General features: G+C 54.8%; 17 protein-coding genes. 13 read left to right on the top strand and 4 right to left on the bottom strand.

Going from position 1 to position 19,138, the window contains the following annotated elements; all coding sequences use genetic code 11:
- A partial coding sequence (locus tag G566_RS14300) for a site-specific integrase (RefSeq protein ID WP_022680827.1) occupies nt 1-335 on the bottom strand: 335 nt, incomplete at its 3' end.
- Nucleotides 336-508: 173 nt separating this feature from the next.
- Here G566_RS14300 and G566_RS14295 point away from each other — a divergent pair.
- The 5 genes from G566_RS14295 (at nt 509) to G566_RS0111510 (ending at nt 3,360) form a co-directional block, all read left to right on the top strand.
- Entirely contained in the window at nt 509-850 is a 342-nt protein-coding gene (locus tag G566_RS14295) for a hypothetical protein (protein ID WP_022680826.1), read from the top strand.
- Nucleotides 851-1,710: 860 nt separating this feature from the next.
- Nucleotides 1,711-1,845 (top strand): hypothetical protein, encoded by a 135-nt coding sequence (locus G566_RS15875; protein WP_022680825.1) that lies wholly within the window; start codon nt 1,711-1,713, stop codon nt 1,843-1,845.
- Nucleotides 1,842-2,030 carry a hypothetical protein gene (locus G566_RS0111520; RefSeq protein ID WP_022680824.1) on the top strand — a complete coding sequence of 63 codons (189 nt, stop codon included), beginning with the start codon at nt 1,842-1,844 and terminating at the stop codon, nt 2,028-2,030. The genes G566_RS15875 and G566_RS0111520 overlap by 4 nt, the downstream gene beginning before the upstream one ends.
- Before the next feature lie 80 nt (nt 2,031-2,110).
- Entirely contained in the window at nt 2,111-2,587 is a 477-nt protein-coding gene (locus G566_RS0111515; protein ID WP_022680823.1) for a hypothetical protein, read from the top strand.
- Nucleotides 2,587-3,360 carry a hypothetical protein gene (locus G566_RS0111510; RefSeq protein WP_022680822.1) on the top strand — a complete coding sequence of 258 codons (774 nt, stop codon included), beginning with the start codon at nt 2,587-2,589 and terminating at the stop codon, nt 3,358-3,360. Before G566_RS0111515 ends, G566_RS0111510 begins: the two co-directional genes overlap by 1 nt.
- On the opposite strand, the gene G566_RS0111505 is transcribed toward G566_RS0111510, so the two are convergent.
- Nucleotides 3,338-4,021, bottom strand: coding sequence for a hypothetical protein (locus G566_RS0111505; protein WP_022680821.1), 684 nt, complete (start codon nt 4,019-4,021; stop codon nt 3,338-3,340). The genes G566_RS0111510 and G566_RS0111505 overlap by 23 nt on opposite strands.
- A 257-nt stretch (nt 4,022-4,278) precedes the next feature.
- On the opposite strand from G566_RS0111505, the gene G566_RS0111500 reads away from it, so the two are divergent.
- From G566_RS0111500 to G566_RS0111475, 3 genes are read left to right on the top strand one after another with little or no spacing between them, the layout of a single operon-like run.
- Nucleotides 4,279-4,908, top strand: coding sequence for an N-6 DNA methylase (locus tag G566_RS0111500; protein ID WP_022680820.1), 630 nt, complete (start codon nt 4,279-4,281; stop codon nt 4,906-4,908).
- Between the two features lie 16 nt (nt 4,909-4,924).
- Nucleotides 4,925-6,520, top strand: coding sequence for an Eco57I restriction-modification methylase domain-containing protein (locus G566_RS14290; RefSeq protein WP_040605612.1), 1,596 nt, complete (start codon nt 4,925-4,927; stop codon nt 6,518-6,520).
- On the top strand, nt 6,513-9,044 hold the full coding sequence (locus G566_RS0111475; protein ID WP_022680815.1) for a DEAD/DEAH box helicase family protein: 2,532 nt from the start codon (nt 6,513-6,515) through the stop codon (nt 9,042-9,044). The genes G566_RS14290 and G566_RS0111475 overlap by 8 nt, the downstream gene beginning before the upstream one ends.
- Nucleotides 9,045-9,260: 216 nt before the next feature.
- Here the strand turns inward: G566_RS0111475 and G566_RS15470 are convergent, their stop codons facing one another.
- Nucleotides 9,261-10,274: a hypothetical protein gene (locus G566_RS15470; protein WP_156874508.1), complete on the bottom strand. Its 1,014-nt coding sequence runs from the start codon at nt 10,272-10,274 to the stop codon at nt 9,261-9,263.
- A 1,316-nt stretch (nt 10,275-11,590) separates the two neighbouring features.
- Here G566_RS15470 and G566_RS0111465 point away from each other — a divergent pair.
- Together G566_RS0111465 and G566_RS0111460 are read left to right on the top strand one after the other, a co-directional pair.
- Complete coding sequence (locus G566_RS0111465; protein WP_029131594.1) at nt 11,591-12,019, top strand: hypothetical protein; 429 nt, start codon at nt 11,591-11,593, stop codon at nt 12,017-12,019.
- Nucleotides 12,016-14,310, top strand: coding sequence for an adenylate/guanylate cyclase domain-containing protein (locus tag G566_RS0111460; RefSeq protein WP_022680812.1), 2,295 nt, complete (start codon nt 12,016-12,018; stop codon nt 14,308-14,310). Before G566_RS0111465 ends, G566_RS0111460 begins: the two co-directional genes overlap by 4 nt.
- Before the next feature lie 316 nt (nt 14,311-14,626).
- On the opposite strand, the gene G566_RS0111455 is transcribed toward G566_RS0111460, so the two are convergent.
- A complete protein-coding gene (locus G566_RS0111455) occupies nt 14,627-16,168 on the bottom strand; it encodes an amidase (RefSeq protein WP_029131592.1) in 1,542 nt (513 codons plus the stop codon).
- 159 nt (nt 16,169-16,327) lie between these two features.
- Between G566_RS0111455 and G566_RS14285 the strand changes: the two genes are divergently transcribed.
- The 3 genes from G566_RS14285 (at nt 16,328) to G566_RS15465 (ending at nt 19,036) form a co-directional block, all read left to right on the top strand.
- Nucleotides 16,328-17,785, top strand: a complete 1,458-nt coding sequence (locus tag G566_RS14285) for an ATP-binding protein (RefSeq protein ID WP_040605611.1) — start codon at nt 16,328-16,330, stop codon at nt 17,783-17,785.
- Nucleotides 17,782-18,675, top strand: coding sequence for a response regulator transcription factor (locus G566_RS0111445; protein WP_029131591.1), 894 nt, complete (start codon nt 17,782-17,784; stop codon nt 18,673-18,675). Before G566_RS14285 ends, G566_RS0111445 begins: the two co-directional genes overlap by 4 nt.
- Before the next feature lie 214 nt (nt 18,676-18,889).
- Nucleotides 18,890-19,036, top strand: a complete 147-nt coding sequence (locus tag G566_RS15465; protein ID WP_156874507.1) for a hypothetical protein — start codon at nt 18,890-18,892, stop codon at nt 19,034-19,036.
- Nucleotides 19,037-19,138: the final 102 nt, after the last annotated feature.

Here is a 19,138-nt window from a genome sequence, read left to right as displayed (position 1 = left end):
CGTTCAGTCCTGATCACGTAGGCGGTTGGGCTGCCACGTCCCTGCTCAAGAAGCTCCACCAGCGATGCCCGAAGCTGCTTGTTGATCGGAATGATCCGACCAGACTGCCCCTTCGAGGCATCGTTGGTCAGATGGATGTACTCTCCCACCTCACCGTCAGCCCCGACAACCATCGACCATCTCAAGGCAGCGATCTCCTTCGCCCGAAGTCCTGCCCGTATCGACAGCAGGAAGATGACTTGGTTTCGCAGACCGTAACGGCGTCCGCTGATGTGGTTCAGCACCGCCTCGACCTGTGAGCGGTTGAGAATTTTAGCCTGCTTCCCGAGACCCATCGAAAACCCCTAAGTGGTTATATTTCTGTGGTTTTTACCAATAATATAACCGTTATGGGTCGTACATTGTCAGTGCGCAGGAGAAAGAGATTCTGGATCAACAGCTTAAAGGGGCTGGTTATATTTTTGCTATTTTATAACCTGTTCCCAAGCGCCCCGATGGAGAGGCTGAGATGAAAGCTGTTCACCTGATCTGCCGTAACGACGAAGTTACAAAGCGTCCGAAGGGTATCGATAAGATTGGCGGCGATCATCAGTACACGTCGGAAGCGTGGGATTTTTCACCCGAGCAGGCTGAGAGCCTAATTGGCGGTGAAATCCTGTTCCACCAAACCAAGGCAGAGAAGTCGTTCTTCGGTGGTAAGGTCACTGGGTACCAAGAAATCAATCGTGACGATCTTGCCCATCAGGAGCGGATCAAGTTCACGTTCACAGCCACGCTCGAAGCGAAAAATCAGCCGTGGCGGGGACACGATCATAGTATGGCTTGGACCAGCGGTATCATCGAGGTCTGAGAGGGGTATATGCCATCCACGGGGTATGCGCTGTATGATCCTGCGGGCAACCGCCTTGAGGTCACCCGTCCTGGCGAGAACTCCAAGCGCTATATCCCTTGCACCAACCTTCGCCCTCAGTCCGACAAGGTCCACGGCGTGCAAGTCGAAGGTGATGAGATTTGGGTCTTGGTCGGTCCGTTGACCAACCCACGCCCCAACCGCAAGATCCTGTATCGCTTCTCGAGCCTGTCTGGCGGCGGTAGCCGCTCCCTGTAAAATTATTTGCGCCCAGAGCCCTGGCTGCGGTGCAACTCGGTATAAATAAGATTGGCTGAAAACTTACATATGCTGTGGGTGTGATCCAAACCTGTCGAGGCTGCACATAGGGATATGGCGGTTGGAATTCAGTAAGGGACACCGAGAACCTCTCACGCATCAGCCTAAAAGCGGATGAGCCGACAGGCTCTGAAGCGAGATGGGGGCTCTGAGAAGAAGCAACTCCCGCTACCGAAGGCAGTCGCCCTGTGGCTCTTCGGTGGATCCGTTGGAATGAAGCGGAACGTAAAACGAGATCGGCTAACCTCCGTTACCCGCAAGGGTTGTTCTCACAGGGATGCGACGGTCGATCACTTCAAGATCGCTGGGCATACGTTCTCCTGCGGAAGGAGAAGTATGCTCAAAATCGACCCTTCAAGATTATTCAATAAAATCAATGCATCGAGCTTCGCTCGATTTGCCTTCGGCTTTGCCGAAGGCAATCATCAAAGTTCATTTAAATCATTAAATACCAATAACTTATATCAAAAAGGATATCACGAATGGATAAACCATCATCTAACGGATTTGAAAACACCCTGATCGCTTGTCGAGTTCCCCTGATGCTGAAGGAGAAGATCGAGGCGTTCAGCCAAGAACGGGACGTCACGGTCAGCCAAGTGATCCGTCTGGGTATCAAGATGGCATTGGACCTGGAGAACGCTGGGAAGCCTGCTCAGTGGCTGGTTCGCCAGTGAAGGTCATCCAGAAGAAAACCACCCAGCTGGCTTCCCTGCGGACACTCGTGGCTGGTCATCGGTCAGGTTCGTTCGCCGCATACCAGGTCGAGCAGGCTTCCGATGCTGCCAAGATCGCCAAGGAGATCGAGGGCTTCATCGGCAAGGATCTGAAACCTGTCACGGTGCTGCTCCTGAAGGCTTGAAACACGCTTCGGACAGATCTTGATGGGAACCGTGGTCCTAAGAATGAATTCCGAATTCTCATATATTGAAAATATCAGGAATGGTTCTTGATGATGAATATGGAGAATTAAAGATGGAAAATTTTGAGAAAATGAAAACGGAAGAATTCTTGGATGAAGTTCGTAGTTTGGAACTCTTCGATGAATTTGCAGATCACTTTATAGAGCGTATGGCGGAACTCAACGAGGAATATGCCAAAGGGCAGAATGATGTTCTGGCTCCGTTTTGGGATAAGCTTGCTACGGAACAGGAATCCGACGATCAGCTCTGCGAATATCTCAAGGAGTACATCGGTCCTCGTGTCCCGATCTCCGAGCAGAACTTCTTAGCAGCGACCAACCGCATCCGTTCCCTTCGTGAAGATATTAATGCCGTATCATACACCCTCGATAAGTGGGGAATGGAAACGTATGATATTTGGCAGGAAGTTTTGTGGAAAATTGAAAGTCGCCCACTGGAAGAGTGGATTGAACGCATCGTCGAGCAGGTTCGTGCCTCTCAGCAGGAGACTGCGTAATGACTGATCAAAACGCACTCAAAAACGTTGCCGCCATCTATCCAAATGTCTTCGTGGAGAGATCTGAAATCTATTTCAGTAAGAAAAACAGCCCCAAAAGGATCAAGCTATATCCCGTCACTTTTGAGTGGTTCGATGGAAACGTTATCAATCTTGATTGGACCGAATACAAATTCGTCGATGCCTATTTGTCCGAGCTATCGAAACATTTTGAATTCCTCGAGATGTTCATCAACGGCGAATTCCCAGTTAGGTCAGAACACTGGGCAAAGGTTTGTGATATCATCAATGATTCTATTCTGCGATCCTGCGTCTGGAATTCATTGAAAAGTCGAGAGTACGAACTCCTGATTAGCAGCAAATATCGGATCGAAAGCGATGGACGTATCTATCGGACCGATTTGTACCCGCAGCTTCCGATTATTTGTGATAAAACTCGTCTACAGGAGTATTTTGGATGGATGTTCTCGGATAAGGATGGCGAAGAATATTTTAGGGATTTTATCGTATCTCATAACTCCAAGTGCAACGGAGAGGGCATCTGGACCGAAGAGAAATATGCTTCAATCGGCGAAGATATCGCAGATAAGTTTGTACATGCTTTGGTAAAATTCGATTTCTCCAGCGGGATCGACTGGAGCTGGATCTTAGATGAGTGTTCGGAAATTCATCCTCGATTGGGTGACAGCCTCGACGCCTATTTGCACCCTGCAGATGCTCCAAATGCTGGGATAGTTTTCTCCGATGAACTCAATCTGGAAACCGCCCTTTAGAGACCGCTAGGCACGTGTCCTGAGCCCTCTTGATGGACCTCCGCATTTGCCGAATTTGCTCTTCGGCAAAGCGGAGGTTTCCTTTTCGGTCAAGCTCGGCTTCCCGTAGCAGGAAGCTAGGTAGCCACTTGGCTTTCGGGCGGTTCCGCAGACGGTCTCGAACCGCCTGGAGGAACGCCGAGTTGATCGTCGGCTTCCCCATTTCCAGCCAGATGCAGTAGATCACATGAGCTTCGTGGAGCGGTCGCCCACGAAGCTCTTTTGCGTTGATCTCGTAGGTACCGAACCCAGCAGTCAGGGACTTGGCAGCCTTCGGATCCAATCCAAGGTGCTCGAGCCGTTCCCGCTGCTTCGCCTCGATCAGCGCCTTGATCTCTGGCAGCGTCTTGGTGACGGCTAGGTTCAGCGGGATCGAAAGGTTCAGAACGTTCGGAGCCTTCGATACCTTGGTAATCTCCTCGACCTGAGTGCCGCCGAACAGGTAGCCGTGATCCTTCCACCATTCACGGAAGTCCAAACCTCTGGGGTCACCCCACGGCTCATAGAAGGTGCGAACCTTGGCGAGATTGGCTTGAAGGGCAGGGTCATCGAGGGCGAGCTTGTAGAACTCGAACCACAGCCGAATATGCTGACGTCGGGATTTGACGATGGGGTAGCTCATTGCCTTGCCATCCTACGCCGAGACAGCGGCTCATACCAATCCTGCCGCCCGCTACCCTCGATTGCCGCTATCCAGGCGTGAATGGGGGCGGCTTTGGAGAATGCGCCGAGGTCAATGGCATCACGCGTTGGGCGGGTATGTCTACGGAACGCAGAATGATGAGGGGGCGTTTGTGGACGCTTGATCGTATCAAACCTCTGATCTGATTTCCCTCGCATAGACACCGCAACCTTCTCCCTATAACGTCAGGTTCAGTTATGAGCCTGATCAAATCCAAAAAACGTGTTGCCGATCATGGTGAAGTTTTCACGCCAGACTGGCTCGTGGAGAAGATGCTTGATCTGGTGAAGGGCGAGACGGAGCGCATCGACTCTCGCTTTCTCGAACCAGCATGCGGCAGCGGCAATTTTCTCGTCCCTATCCTTCAGCGCAAGCTCGCAGCGGTCGAACTGAAGTTTGGCAAGTCGGACTTCGAAAAGCGGCATTATGCGCTGCTCGGATTGATGTGCTGCTATGGCGTTGAGCTTCTGGAAGACAACATCGCAGAATGCCGAGCAAACATGCTTGTGCCGTTTGCCGATTATCTCAAGATTGATGAAACCGACGATCTGTATCGCGCCGCTTTCTTCGTGCTGTCGCAAAATCTCGTTCATGGTGACGCGATGACGATGAAGGACATGACGGGGCAACCGATCAACGTGGTCGAATGGGGCTATCTGGGCAAAGGCAAGTTTCAGCGCCGTGATTTCCGACTTGATGTGCTGACGGGCATGTCGAGCTTCGCTGCTGAAGACTCTTTGTTCTCACACCTTGGAAAACATGAGATTTTTACGCCAACTTCGGTATATCCTCCGTTTACAGTGAGCGATTTAGCGAACGCGGCATAGGTACGTTGGGGGCGTAATGAACGATCAGGCGAGTTTTGCCCTGCGCGGGCGCAATCCCGATGTGCTGACATGCATCGCCAACCTGTCAAACGATGAAGTTTTCACACCGCCTGAGTTCGCCAACCGCATGCTCGACACGCTCGCTGAAGCGTGGGCAGAACGTCATGATGGCGCAGATATATGGTCAGACAGCTCCGTCCGCTTTCTTGATCCGTTCACCAAGTCTGGCATCTTTCTGCGCGAAATCGCAACGCGGCTGATCAAGGGACTCGAAGCTGAGATCCCCGACCTGCAAGAGCGCGTCGATCACATTCTGACCAAGCAGGTCTATGGAATTGCGATCACACGCCTGACAAGCTTGCTCGCCCGTCGCAGCCTCTACTGCTCGAAATATGCCAACGGCGAACATTCCGTTGCGACAACGTTCGAGAATGAGAGCGGCAATATCTGGTTTGAGCGGACGGAGCATACGTGGCGGGATGGAAAATGTATTTTCTGCAATGCAGGTCAGAAAGATTATGATCGCGGTGATAACTTAGAAACGTATGCGTATGCGTTGATACACACCGACGATCCAAAGGCTCGTCTAACAGATTTGTTCGGAGACGAAATGCAGTTTGATGTAATAATCGGAAACCCTCCGTATCAACTCGGTCAAAGCGGCGGTGAAGCTGTAGGCGGGTTCGCAATGCCTGTTTATCACAAGTTTGTTACAGCCGCAAAAGAGTTAGACCCTAAATATATTGTCATGGTAACTCCGTCGCGTTGGTTCGCTGGCGGACGAGGACTTGACGATTTCCGAAGCGAAATGCTCAGCGATAAACGTATTTCGAGATTGGTCGATTTTCCTGACGCATCAGAGGCTTTCGCGGGCACACAGATCAAAGGAGGTGTGTCGTATTTTCTCTGGGATAGTTCGTGGCAGGGGGATTGCGAAGTAAGCACGATTCACGGCGGTGAGCTTACATCACCTCCCATGAGGCGATCCTTGTGTTCTTACGATATCTTAGTTCGCCGAAATGAAGCAGTTCCTATTCTGCAAAAAGTTCTTTCGCTTACAGAAAGCGAAGGCGTCGGAAATCTGGCTCGTAAAGTTTCACCGATCCAACCATTTAGTATTCGTACAAACTTTCGTGGAGCTAAAGACCGATCAGGTCTTTACAGACCAGTGAGAGTGATAGGAAATGGAGGTGATACTTTTATTGAAAGGGCTGATGTTCCACGCAATGAGGCGTGGGTCGATCAATGGAAGGTTTTGTTGGGACGCGCTTATGGCGCAGGTGACGGATTCCCTCATCAGATTTACAATTACCCTATTGTAGCTGAACCAGATTCATGCTGCTCCGAAACATATCTGGTAATTGATCGCTTCAAAGATGAGTTGTCTGCAAAGTATTTTTCGAAATATCTTTTAACAAAATTCGTTCGATTTCTTGTATCATTACGAAAAAATACACAAGACATTTATAGCGAACGATTCTTATTTGTTCCTGATCTGGCGATGGACAGAGATTGGAGTGATGAAGTATTGTACATGAAGTACGGGATTAACGACGATGAGCGTGCGTTTATCGACAGCATGATCCGTCCGATGGATGGCTCAGATGGCTAAACCCATCTCCGAAATCCTCGCGCCAAAGCCCGATGTGCATCCGCGCATCTATGCCTATGCGATCAACAGCAACTCGCATGATGGGTTGCTGAAGATCGGGCAGACGACACGCGATGTGAAGCAGCGCATTTTGGAGCAGGTGAAGACGGCTGCGATAGAGTTCACAGTCGAACTGGACGAACCTGCTGCGCGTGATGACGGCTCAATCATCACCGATCACGCATTCAGAGCTGCGCTCAAAAAGAAAGGTTTTGAGAACCCGCGGCTCGAATGGATGCGATGCACTGTTGCTGACGTTCGAACGGTCCTGAATGAGCTACGCACGGGACAGAAGTTTACAGCAAGCCGCAGCGAGACATTTCCGCCGCGACAAGAGCAAGCCGAAGCCGTCGAAAAAACATACAGCTATTTCACGTCGATCTGGCGTGAAGATAAAACGAAGGTGCCGCGCTTTCTCTGGAACGCGAAGATGCGTTTTGGAAAAACGTTTACGGCATATCAGCTTGCCAAGAAGCTTGATGCAAAGCGCGTGCTCGTGGTCACCTTCAAGCCTGCCGTCGAAGACGCATGGCAGACTGATCTTGAATCTCATGTGGATTTCGAGGGCTGGCAATATCTGTCGCGCAAATCTGACAACGACCCAACTCAGGTCGATGCGAGCAAGCCAGTCGTCTATTTCGGTTCGTTTCAAGACCTGCTCGGTCGTGACAAAGCGACAGGCGCCATCAAAGCGCGCAACGAGTGGCTGCACACGATCAATTGGGATCTGGTCGTGTTCGACGAGTATCACTTCGGCGCATGGCGGGACACGGCGAAAGAATTGTTCGAGGGCGAGGACGACGCAAAGCGTGAGGAAAAGCTCGAGTATGCTGCGGGCTTGGATGCAGTGAATGACGATCTTGAAGACCTGTCTGCCAACGAAGCAAATTTCCTGCCCATCACCGCCCGCGCATATGTTTATCTGTCTGGGACGCCGTTTAAGGCACTGGCGACAGGCGAGTTTATTGAAGAGCAAATCTTCAATTGGAACTACACCGACGAGCAGCGCGCAAAGGCTGAGTTTGCCGTAGAATATCCCAACAAGCGCAACCCGTATGCTGCTCTGCCGCAGATGCGATTGCTCACCTACCAGATGCCAGACGAGCTTTTGGCGATTGCCAGTGCAGGTGAGTTCGACGAGTTTGATCTGAACGAGTTTTTCGCGGCGAAGGGCACAGGCGAGAAGGCTGCTTTCACGCACAAGAGCGACGTTCAAAAATGGCTTGAGATCATTCGCGGTGCATATGTTCCGCAGACCGTCGAAAGCTTGAAGACAGGAACGCGTCCCCCGTTTCCTTATTCAGATGCAAGATTGCTGCCCTATCTCCAGCATTCGTTCTGGTTCTTGCCGAATGTCGCTGCCTGTCATGCGATGGCGAACTTGCTTGCGGAAAGGCACAACACATTCTGGCATGGCTACAAGGTCATTCTCGCTGCTGGATCACAGGCGGGCATCGGTCTTGATGCCGTTCCGCCAGTTCGCAAAGCGATCGGCAATGGCTTTGATACAAAGACGATCACGCTTTCATGCGGCAAGCTGACGACTGGTGTGACGATACCGCAGTGGTCCTCGATCTTGATGCTGCGCAATCTAAAATCGCCAGAGACCTATTTTCAAGCTGCCTTCCGTGTGCAGTCTCCTTGGTCGATCAAAAACCCGCATGGTGACAATCCGAACGAGGACGAGATCGTGAAGCCAGTTTGCTTCGTGTTCGACTTCGCACCGACACGAGCGTTGAGGCAGCTATCTGACTACGGCATCGGTCTATCACCTGGAGAGACAAACCCTGAGAATGCGGTGAGGGAGTTGGTCTCGTTCCTGCCCGTGCTTGCATACGATGGGGCAAACATGACCCAGATCGATGCAGGCGGCATTCTCGACATCGCCATGGCTGGCACCTCTGGCACGCTACTGGCGCGCAAATGGGAATCGGCGATGTTGGTGAACGTCGATAACGATACCCTGCGACGCGTCCTCGACAATCCTGAGGCGATGGCAGCGGTTGAGCGCATCGAGGGCTGGCGCGCTCTTGGAGACAATATCATCGAGACCATCATCAACAAGAATGACAAGGTCAAAGGGCTTAAGGGCAAGGAGAAGCGAGTTGGCTTAACCCCTAAGGAGAAGAAGGAGCTTACGGATGAAGAAAAGGAATACAAATCTAAGCGCAAGCTAGTTCAGGAAAAGCTTATAAAGTTCGCTACCCGCATTCCTGCCTTCATGTATCTGACCGATTTCCGCGAAAACACGCTTCAAGACGTGATCACGAAGCTTGAACCCGATTTATTTCAGATTGTCACTGGCTTAAGTGTCAGCGATTTCCACCTGCTGGTCCGCTTGAAGGTATTTAACACAGAGCGCATGAACCAGGCAGTGTTCGCGTTCCGTCGCTACGAAGATGCATCGCTGCGGTACACGGGCATCAACAGCCACGAAGGGCTTACGCGTTACGGTCTCTATGACACCGTGACCGCTAAAGAGTGATCCGAGTTCGAGCTATACGGAGCGATCTCGATCATATGGGATGACGGTTGCCAGTTTGCTGTCCTCGTCATTTGTAAATGCCTTGGGTTCGCTGCTAAGCATATGCGGCAGCTCCTAATCTTTCAGTCGTTCCCGTTCATCGATGGCTTGGTCCATCAGCGCTTGATGAGCATCAATCTCACGCTGAGATGATGTGGATACAGATGCTTCGGCGTCTCACTTAAGAGTTTTCAGCCATTCGATCACATCCGCACGTATTAACCTCCCTATTTCTAGGTATGGAAGGATATCTTCACCTCTTATTTGATAGTCCGACCCTAAAAAATGAGATCCAGCATTCGCTATATGACTGGCAGCTCGAAGATGTGCTTCAAGCATGGGTGGAAAACGCGATGTTTTCCCTTGCCAAATGAAATTTAGATTGTTCTGTTTTTCCATAGCTTTTAAATGCTGTATAAATTTATTCCAATCTTTTTGTGTTCCAGGGTCAATAAGGTCGTTCAAAAATTTCGATACCGCCTCTAAGAAAAATCTAAGCTTGTTTGCTGCTGATACATAGTCGCCGCGTTTTAGATTTAATTCTGCCTCATCTAGAAATTTGTTTATATGGTCTGGCATGTATAACGATGGGAATTTATCCATATCATTTTTAAATATGTCTTCAACAGGCTGAGAATTCCTTGCTTTTACTTGTAAAATTGCCGCCAAGACCAAATCATAAAATTGAGCATGCAATTTTCCTTCAAATACGTCTGGCACTGGTAGGTTTTTGCCAAAGTTTTTTGCAACGATCGCACGGTCTCGCAATTCCTGCTCAATTGTGTCGAGCGTGTCTAACGTGCCAACCGATCCAACCTCGTGTATCGCTCTTACTATATTGAATTTGTTAGTATCTGAAGGCGTCAAAGAGTATTTGTATAAATATTCAACTAACAATGTCTCTATACGGCTATCTTGAATTTTCTCTCGATAAAATTCTACCAACAAATAATTTGGAGCGAATTTTAAAGGAGAAAACCACATATCTAGAAAATATACGTCTTTTGTTTTAATTACAATTTTTGCAGCTAATCGATTTGATGGAATATATCCATCTTCATTTGAACGAGCTCTCACAATATTAATTATATTTTCATCGAAATCACCTTCCGAAAGCGATTTCTCGATCACCTTATCAATTTCGCTGCCGTTGGTTGACGTGCGGAGAATGCGCAGGTCTAAGGGGTGCATTGAGGCATCCTTATGAAATTTGCAGGGATCGCCGCCTGTAAATCTGCATTCTATTGCGCTGGCTTCCCTGCCTCATGGCGGACACTCCGCTGGATTGCGTTTCGAGGCAAGATACCTTGCGCCACAAACTCTGCAATTTTCCTGCTTTCTTTTGTCGCTCTCGTGCGAGCTATGCGGGCGCTGGCATATTCCGCCACCATGGGCGCTTCATTGTTCTGCACAAATCGTGCACAGCAATGTTCAATATGACATAACGCATTGTAATATATGTCATAATCTCAATATCAACCGCCCTCCGAAGGCAGAGGCCACAGGTTCGAATCCTGTCGGGTGCACCATAGCTTCGCTTTTTGTCTCAAGGGCTTATGCTATCGGCAAAACAGCTCGCGAGCTCGAATTTCGCATAAACGGATCATAAGCAGATTTGTTTGCCGAATCCGCGCTCATTGGCTGTGCGCCGGGCCGCTGGCACGGTGTTTTGAATGCGGTGCTGGGTACGGTCGGGAATGGTCGTGTGATACGACCTTCCATGCACCGGCACCGCGAAAAAGAGAGCACTCTGTGTCAGAGGGACTGGCAACAGGCCCAAAGATGCACGCAGCAGAATGATCCACTATCGGATATATCTCCCACAGGAAACTGAAGATGAGTTTGAAGAGTGGGCCAAGCCAGAGGTCGCTTTGATACCTAAAGCTGAACGGCTTGCGGGCGGCACGAATGAGCAGCTTGCTGGGTGGCGTCCAAGGGATGTGGCATTGGAGGATTTCCGCGATTTCATATTGTGATGCCGCACGCTTTCTGCCTCCCCCCGCACAACGGCAGTACGGTGTTTGATTTCAGGTGGTTAACAAGCTTTGTGCCACATCAGGGCTACGCAGGTCTCACACGTGCGCCATGTGGGTCGCAGTCGCGTGGAGGCCCTGCATTGATGCACTTTGAAAACTGGATTGATGTTTGGCCAAGCGCGGTATGAAACGTCCTCATTTCACCGCTAATGTTCAACCCGGACGCAAACGCCCTGTGGCCAGAGTGTGTTGGTCCGTTTGCCAGCCGTCGTTCGGTGCGAACTGACACGGAAGCCCCAAGATGGTTCGCGCAATGGGAACTGAGCCCTGAACTCATCCAGCGAAGATGAGCGCAGAGCGGTTGTTGTTGCACTTGGGCGCCGTGGAACCAATGGCCTATGGGTCCAGCAGGGTGCAAGACAACAGGCCTTTGCTTTGACTCGTCTCACCCGCACAACAACTGCCCGGTTGCAACCCCTGTCGCGACAAAGCCATGGGGCCGCGGCACGACATGTTGGGAAGGGTAAGCCGTTGGCGACCATGGCAGTGGCAGAGATCTCCGAGCTCCACGCGCAAAACCTGCAGTTGCATTCGACAATAGGCCAGCTACGCAACGCGCTGGAAGTGGCCGCCGCACAAACCCAAACCGAAGTGCAAAGCGCGCGGGCTGCCATGGCCCAAGACATTGCTGACCTAAAGGATACCGTTCAGGCATTGCGGGATGGGCTGGATAGCCAGGCAATTGCTTCGGAGGCCGCATTGCAGGCGCTGCGTGCAGCGCATGCGGCAGAAACCGATCAGCTTCGTTCGGCGGTCAATGCGCTTCGTCTTCAACTGGACAGCGCCAATGCCGATGCCGCCCAATCACTTCGGTCGCAAGAGGCGCAGGCCCATCGCGATCAGGAAGTTCTCAAGGAACATATCAAATTGCTCCGCATCCAACTGGAAACTAACGCATGAACGCCGAAAATCCGACCGGTATCAGCCGCTCGGTCGCGCGCCGCACCCGCCGCGACGAGGCTTTGCGCCGCGCGAATGTGCTGCTGGAAGTCACCCGCCGTTGCGCCAGCCTCACCGATCTGAACTCCGTGCTTGCCGAACTGGTGCATCTAACTTCGCGTGAGCTGGACTGCGAGCGCGGCACCCTGTTTCTAAACGACCCCAAGACAGGCGAGCTTTATTCCCGCGTCGCAGAGGGAAATCTCACCCGCGAAATTCGCATACTCAACAGCAGTGGTATCGCCGGTCACGTGTTCCGATCGGGCGAATCCGTGCGCAGTGACAACCCATACGATGACCCTCGCTTCAATCAATCGGTTGATGATCGCACGGGCTTTGTGACACGCAATGTCATCTGCGTACCGCTTTATGCCGCCTCGGGTGAAATTATCGGGGTAATTCAAAGCCTAAATCGCCGAGATGGCGCATTTACAGACACAGATCTCGATCTTCTGCAGGATATCACCAACCAAGCCTGTACCATCCTTCAGAGCATGCAATATCTGGAAGAGATTGAACGCATCCGCGGTAAGGAAATGGCGTTTCTGGAACTTGTCTCGGACATCAATTCAGAATTCGACCTTTCCCGCCTTTTGCAGCGTGCAGTCAGCGAGACAACGAAGATGCTGGGCGCTGAACGTGCGACGATATTCCTGCACGATACCGCAACTGGCACATTGTTTTCACGGGTGAGCACCGGCGGCGATATCTCGGAAATTCGCTTTCCGGCAAATATAGGTATCGCTGGTGCCGTTTTCACCGCTGGCCAGACAATGAACATTCCGCATGCCTATGCAGACTTGCGGTTCAACCCTGCCTTCGACAGGCAGACCGGCTTCTTCACACGATCGATCTTGTGCGTTCCCATCATCAACAAGGAAAATCGCGCGATCGGCGTGGCGCAGGTGCTCAACAAGAAAGGCGGTAGCTTCTCCGACGAGGATGAGCAACGCTTGAAGGCGTTTACCGCGCAGATCGCGATTGCGCTCGAAAACTCGAAGCTTTTCGATGATGTGCAACGGATGAAAAACTACAATGAAAGCATGTTGCAAAGCATGTCTAACGGCGTCCTCACGCTTGACGCCAACAACATAATCGTAACCAGCAACGCCGCCGGAGCACGCATATGGGCCGCATCTGAAACGGAACTCATTGGCAAACCGCTGGCCGACATGCTGGGCGAAAATGGCCAGTGGGTCCTGGACCAACTCGAACACACCCGGGCCAGCCAAGAGAGCAGCTTCTACCCTGACACCACCCTTTCGGTGGGCGCCCAGGAAAAATCGGTCAACATCACGTTCATGCCATTGCGTGCAGCAGATGATAAGTCGCTCGGCTCGATGCTGATGTTCGAAGATATCAGCAGTGAAAAACGTATGAAATCGACGATGTCACGCTATATGGATCCTGTAATCGCTGCAAAGATGCTGGAGAACGACGGACTTGATCTTCTTGGTGGCGTCAGTGCCGAAGCAACCATCATGTTCACCGACGTGCGCGGTTTTACGGCTATTACAGAGGAATCTGGGGCGCAGGGTACCGTACAGTTCCTCAATCAGTATTTCACGATGATGGTTGATTGCATTACCCGCGAAGGTGGGATGCTGGACAAGTTCATTGGCGACGCGATCATGGCCTGCTTTGGTCTGCCGGTCGCCCAAGGTGACGATCCTGATCGCGCCGTGCGCGCCGCGATTACAATGATCCAGGAACTTTGGGAATGGAACATCGTGCGCAAGGCGCAGGGTCTGAAAACCGTTGACATGGGTATCGGTCTCAACACCGATAATGTGGTGTCCGGCAATATCGGTAGCCCCAAACGTATGGACTATACAGTTATTGGAGACGGTGTGAACCTGGCTTCACGTTTGGAGAGCGCCTGTAAGGCTTATTCGGCGCGAATTCTTGCGAGTGAATCCACAGTGTCTAAGCTGCGCGGAACGTATCGCCTTCGCGACATCGACCTGGTTGTCGTCAAAGGCAAGACGCAGCCGGTCCGGGTGTTCGAAATCCTCGACTTTCATGACACCCAAAGCTTCCCGAACCTTATGGACGTGGTCAACCATTTCGGCGAAGCCATGGTGGATTATCGTGGAGGCAAGTTCGATCGCGCCATTCAGCGCTTTGAACGTTGCCTACAGCTCAATCCGAGCGATAGCCTTTCACAAACCTATATCGATCGTTGTCAGGCTCTCTTGGCAAGCCCGCCGACGGAGGCATGGGATGGCGTGTGGGTGATGAAGAGCAAGTGAAAACAGCGCCAGCAAGCTGACAGCCGGGGTCGCCCGTGCCGGATAACTTGGCCCGGCTCGATCCCGCTAAGGATCGAGGTGGAAAGTCACAGCTTCAAAATCATCGGCAACAGGGGTGTTGTGGCTGTTGTGCTAATACGCCAGCGCCCTGTCGCGAAACCTGTTAGTGGTTTGGTGGTGACGTGTGCCAGGTGGATCCGCAGCGAGTAGTGACCCAACAGCCTAGATCCATCCCGATTGCCCTGGCCCATCCCGGTTTGGGTTGCGGGTTTAGGGATCCGCCATGCTCCGCCGCGGCCTGGAACCCTTACGCTTTCTACCGGACGGAGGGCGCAAACAGCTTCTGCACTTCAGGGCTCTCCTCCACTGTCTGCACCATGGCCGGCGTCAGCTTCATAGCAGGGGCCGCCTGTTCGAAGGCATAGCCAAGCGCCAACAGCCGGGCGTCGCTCCACGCTGGGCCGATGAAGCTCAGCCCCACCGGCAGGCCGCGCACGCCGCCCATCGGCACGGTGAGGTGCGGGTAACCGGCCACTGCAGCCAGCCCGCCGGCGCCGCCGCCAGGTGACTGATCGGCATTGACCGAATCGATGAACCAGGCCGGCGCGGTGGTGGGGGCAACCAACACCTCCACCTTGGCATCGGCCAGCATCTTGTCGATGCCTTCCTTGCCGGCCAGCCGCAGCGAGGTTTCGCGGGCCTTCAGATAGGCCGGATCAGTCAACCCCTTTGTGGCTTCGGCCTTTTCAAACGCGTCCTGCCCGAACAGGCCCATTTCTGCCGCCGCATTGGCCTTGTTGAAGGCGATGAGGTCAGCCAGCGTGCGCGGCTTCACATTGGCCGGCGTGGTGACCAGATACGCCGCCATGTCGGCCTTCAGCTCGGTCAGAAGCACGGTGAATTCGTTGGGCCCAATCTCCCGGCGATTGGGGGCGGTGGTGATGTCGACCAGCACGGCGCCCTGCGCCTTCAGCACGCCAAGTGCAGCCTCGAAGCGGGCATCGACACCCGTGTGCCAGCCGGTTGCCCAGCGCAGCACGCCGATGCGGGCACCCTTCAGCGCGTCGGGCTTCAAGGCGGCGACATAATCGGTTTTGCGTGCGTCAGCTTCCTTCGTTGCCGGATCGGCCGGGTCGCTGCCGGCCATAACGGTGAGCAAGCGCGCCGCCAGCGTCACGTCGCGGGTCATCGGCCCGGCTGTATCCTGGCTGTGGCTGATCGGCACGACATGCGTGCGGCTGACCAGGCCGACCGTGGGCTTGATGCCCACGATGCCGTTCATCGCCGCCGGGCAGGTGACGCTGCCATCGGTTTCAGTGCCGATCGCGGCATCGACCATCTGCGCTGCGACCGCCGCGCCGCTGCCCGATGATGATCCGCAGGTGTTGCGCGAAAGTGCGTGCGGATTGCGGGTCTGGCCGCCAACCGCACTCCAGCCCGAGATCGAGGCATCGGCGCGGATATTCGCCCATTCGGACAAGTTGGTCTTGCCCAGCAGTACGGCACCGGCACCGCGCAGGCGGGCCAGGAACGGCGCATCGCGGCCGGTCACATTGTCTTTCAGGGCCAGGCTGCCGGCGGTGGTGGGCAAGGGCCCGGCCATGTCGACATTGTCCTTCACCAGGATCGGCAGGCCATGCAACAGCCCACGCGCCTTGCGCTGGCGATCAAGCGCGCGCGCCTGATCAAGCGCGGTGGGATCAACCGCGATCACCGCGTTCAGCTTGGGATTCAGCGCCTTGATGCGGGTGATGGCGGCGGCGGTGTTGGCTTCGGCCACACCCACCGGTTGGGCGCTGGCCATCGCTGTTTGCACTGCCAATGCACCCGCCACCAGCATCGCCGCCTGTTTCCGCATATCTATCCCCTGTTGCAAATGAGTAGCGCGCAGACTTTGCCTGCCGTGGCATGATTTGCAACTTTGGCACATCGGTTTAGGCTGTTTGCTGCAGTTGCGAACAAACAGGATCATGGGGTTGCGATCAGACGGCACGATAACTGGGGTGGAGGCAGGGCGATGAACGTGCCCGGCCCGCATCCGGCTGACACCGATCCCGCCGCCCGCATCGCGGCGCTGGAACAGGCGCGCGCCGTGGCCGAAGCCGCCAACCAGGCCAAGACGCAGTTTCTGATGGGCCTGTCCCACGAAATCCGCACGCCGTTGAACGCCATTCACGGCTATGCCCAGCTGCTGGAGCGCGGCGCCGCCATCACCCCCACCGAAGCCGGGCGCATCATCCGCCGCTCATCCGAACATCTGGCCGATCTGGTCGAAGGCCTGCTCGATATCAGCCGCATCGAATCCGGCGTGATGAAGCTGAACCGCGAGACGGTGGCGTTGCGGGCGCTGGTGGAGCAGGTCGCCGCCATGTTCCGCATCGAAGCGCAGAACAAGGGCCTGGAATTTGTCTTCAGCCTGCCGCCCAACCTGCCGACCTGGGTGCTGGCCGATGAGCGACGGCTGCGCCAGGTGCTGATCAACCTGCTTTCCAACGCGATCAAATATACCGAAACCGGCAGCGTTACCCTATCGGTGCGCTATCGGTCGATGGTGGCGGAATTCGACGTGGCCGATACCGGCATCGGCATAGCGCCCGAGGATATGGAACGCATTTTCCAGCCGTTTGATCGTGGCGGCGGCCGCGCATCCGGCGTGGCGCCGGGCATTGGGCTGGGTCTGTCGCTGTCGCGCATGCTGGCACAGATCATGGGTGGCGAGATCGGCGTGAAGAGTGAGCCTGGCGCCGGCAGCCGTTTCCTGCTGCGCCTGTTGCTGCCGCAGCCCAATGCCGTCCCGCCCGATGATCAGGCGCGCGGCCTGCCGATCGCCTATGAAGGCCGCCGCCGCACCATATTGGCCATTGATGATGATCCCGGCCAGTTGGCGCTGTGGCAGGAATTGCTGCGCCCGATCGGTTTCAACCTGTTTGTGGCCGGATCGGGCGGTGCCGGGCTGTCGCTGGCGGAACTCGGCCGGCCCGATCTGGTGCTGCTCGATGTGTCGATGCCGGGGCTGGGCGGCTGGGAAGTGGCGCGCCGCCTGCGGGAACGCTTTGGCCGCGAGATCGGCATATTGATGGTGTCGGGCAATGCCAGTGAACTGGTGGGCGTGGTCGGCACCGGCGATCATGATGGCTTTGTGCTGAAGCCGGTGGACCAGCAACTGTTGTTTGGCATGCTGGGCCGCCAGCTTGGCCTGATCTGGGTTTACGAAGGCAGCGTCCCGGATGTGGCCCCGGTTGCTGCGCTGCCCGATGCGGCACGCGCCCATCTGGCCGAACTGGCGCGGCTGGCGCGCACCGGCCATGTGCGCGGGCTGTCGGCGGCGCTGGTTGCCTTGGCCGAAGCCGTGCCCGCCGCTGGCCCGCTGGTTGCGCGCTTGACCGCGGCGTTGGATGCGTTTGATCTTGCTGCCTTTCAGAAGTTGCTGGCAGAACAGCAGCCTGAGGTCGCGAACGGGGAGAAGACGCCATGACCGAAACCCATCACACCACCATATTGGTGGTGGACGACGCGCCGGATTCGCTGCGCTTCCTCACCGACACGCTGGAAGGCGAAGGCTATGGCGTGCGCATTGCCCGGGATGGCCACGCCGCACTCGCCAGCCTGGCTGCGGAATTGCCCGATCTGGTGCTGATGGATGCGGTGATGCCGGGCATCGACGGGTTCGAGACGACGCGGCGCATCAAGGCCGATCCGGCACTGGCATCCGTGCCGGTGATCTTCATGACCGGGCTGACTGAAACCGAAAATGTGCTCGATGGCCTGGCGGCCGGCGGCGTGGACTATGTGAAAAAGCCCATCGTGTTGGCCGAACTGCTGGCGCGGCTGAAAGTGCATTTGGGAAATGCCCGCATTGCCGCTGGCGCGCAGGGCGCGCTGGATGCCAGTAACCGGCCGCTGCTGGCTTTGGATGGGGAAGGGCGGGTGTTGTGGACGACGCCTAAGAGCGCTGCGATTCTTGATCGCCGCTTTGGCGTGGCGGTAGGCGGGCAGCTGCCACTGGCACTGGCCGGCCAGTTGCAGCGGCTGGCCCAGGGCGAGGCGCGGGTGAAGCAGGATTTTGCCGACGGCCGGGTGGAGTTTGCCGCCGTGGCCACCAAGGGCGAAGAGCGGCATTTCCGTCTTACCGAAACGCTGAAAGGTGCCGATGAGAAACTGCTGGCCCAGCGCCATGGCCTGACCGAGCGCGAAGCCGAAGTGCTGCTGTGGATCAGCCGCGGCAAGGCCAACCGTGAGATTTCCGAGATCTTGGGCATCTCTCCGCGCACCGTGAACAAGCATCTCGAACAGGTTTTCGAAAAGATGGGGATTGAAAATCGCGCCTCGGCAGCCGCTGCGGCCGTGAAGACACTGGCGCAATAAGAGCCTTCGGCAGGCGTGATGCGGCTCGTTATGTCTACGCCATGACGGTCGGGAGCGATGTTGGCACCACCAAAGCGCGGCGCCGTGTTGTTCGGCCTGGGCACGCCTGGCTTTGACTGGGCGGAAGGCGGAGACTTCTTTGCGTTCGGCCTGCTAGGCAGCTCTGGGCACGCTGGCGGCGCTGATCGCAATTGCCGGCGGCGTGCTGGCGCTGATGCTGCTGCGCCGCGGGCTGGCTGTGGCCGGCGTCACCGGCGACAATGCACCGCGGCTGGTGCAGGTGGGCGCCGATCTGCCCTATGCCGTCGGCATTGCGGGCGGCATGGCCGTGTGGGCCTGGCGCTTTTTGCCGCTGCCCTGACGGGGTTCGGCCTGTTGCCCGGATGCCTCGTCATGAATTCGACATATCACAGCCACCCAAACGTCATCTGAAAGTCACCATTCCGTAACCTGGGCTGGTTAG

The sequence above is a fragment of the Sandarakinorhabdus limnophila DSM 17366 genome, from assembly GCF_000420765.1.
GTDB classification, from domain to species: domain Bacteria; phylum Pseudomonadota; class Alphaproteobacteria; order Sphingomonadales; family Sphingomonadaceae; genus Sandarakinorhabdus; species Sandarakinorhabdus limnophila.
This window is presented reverse-complemented; position numbering and strand designations above follow the sequence as displayed.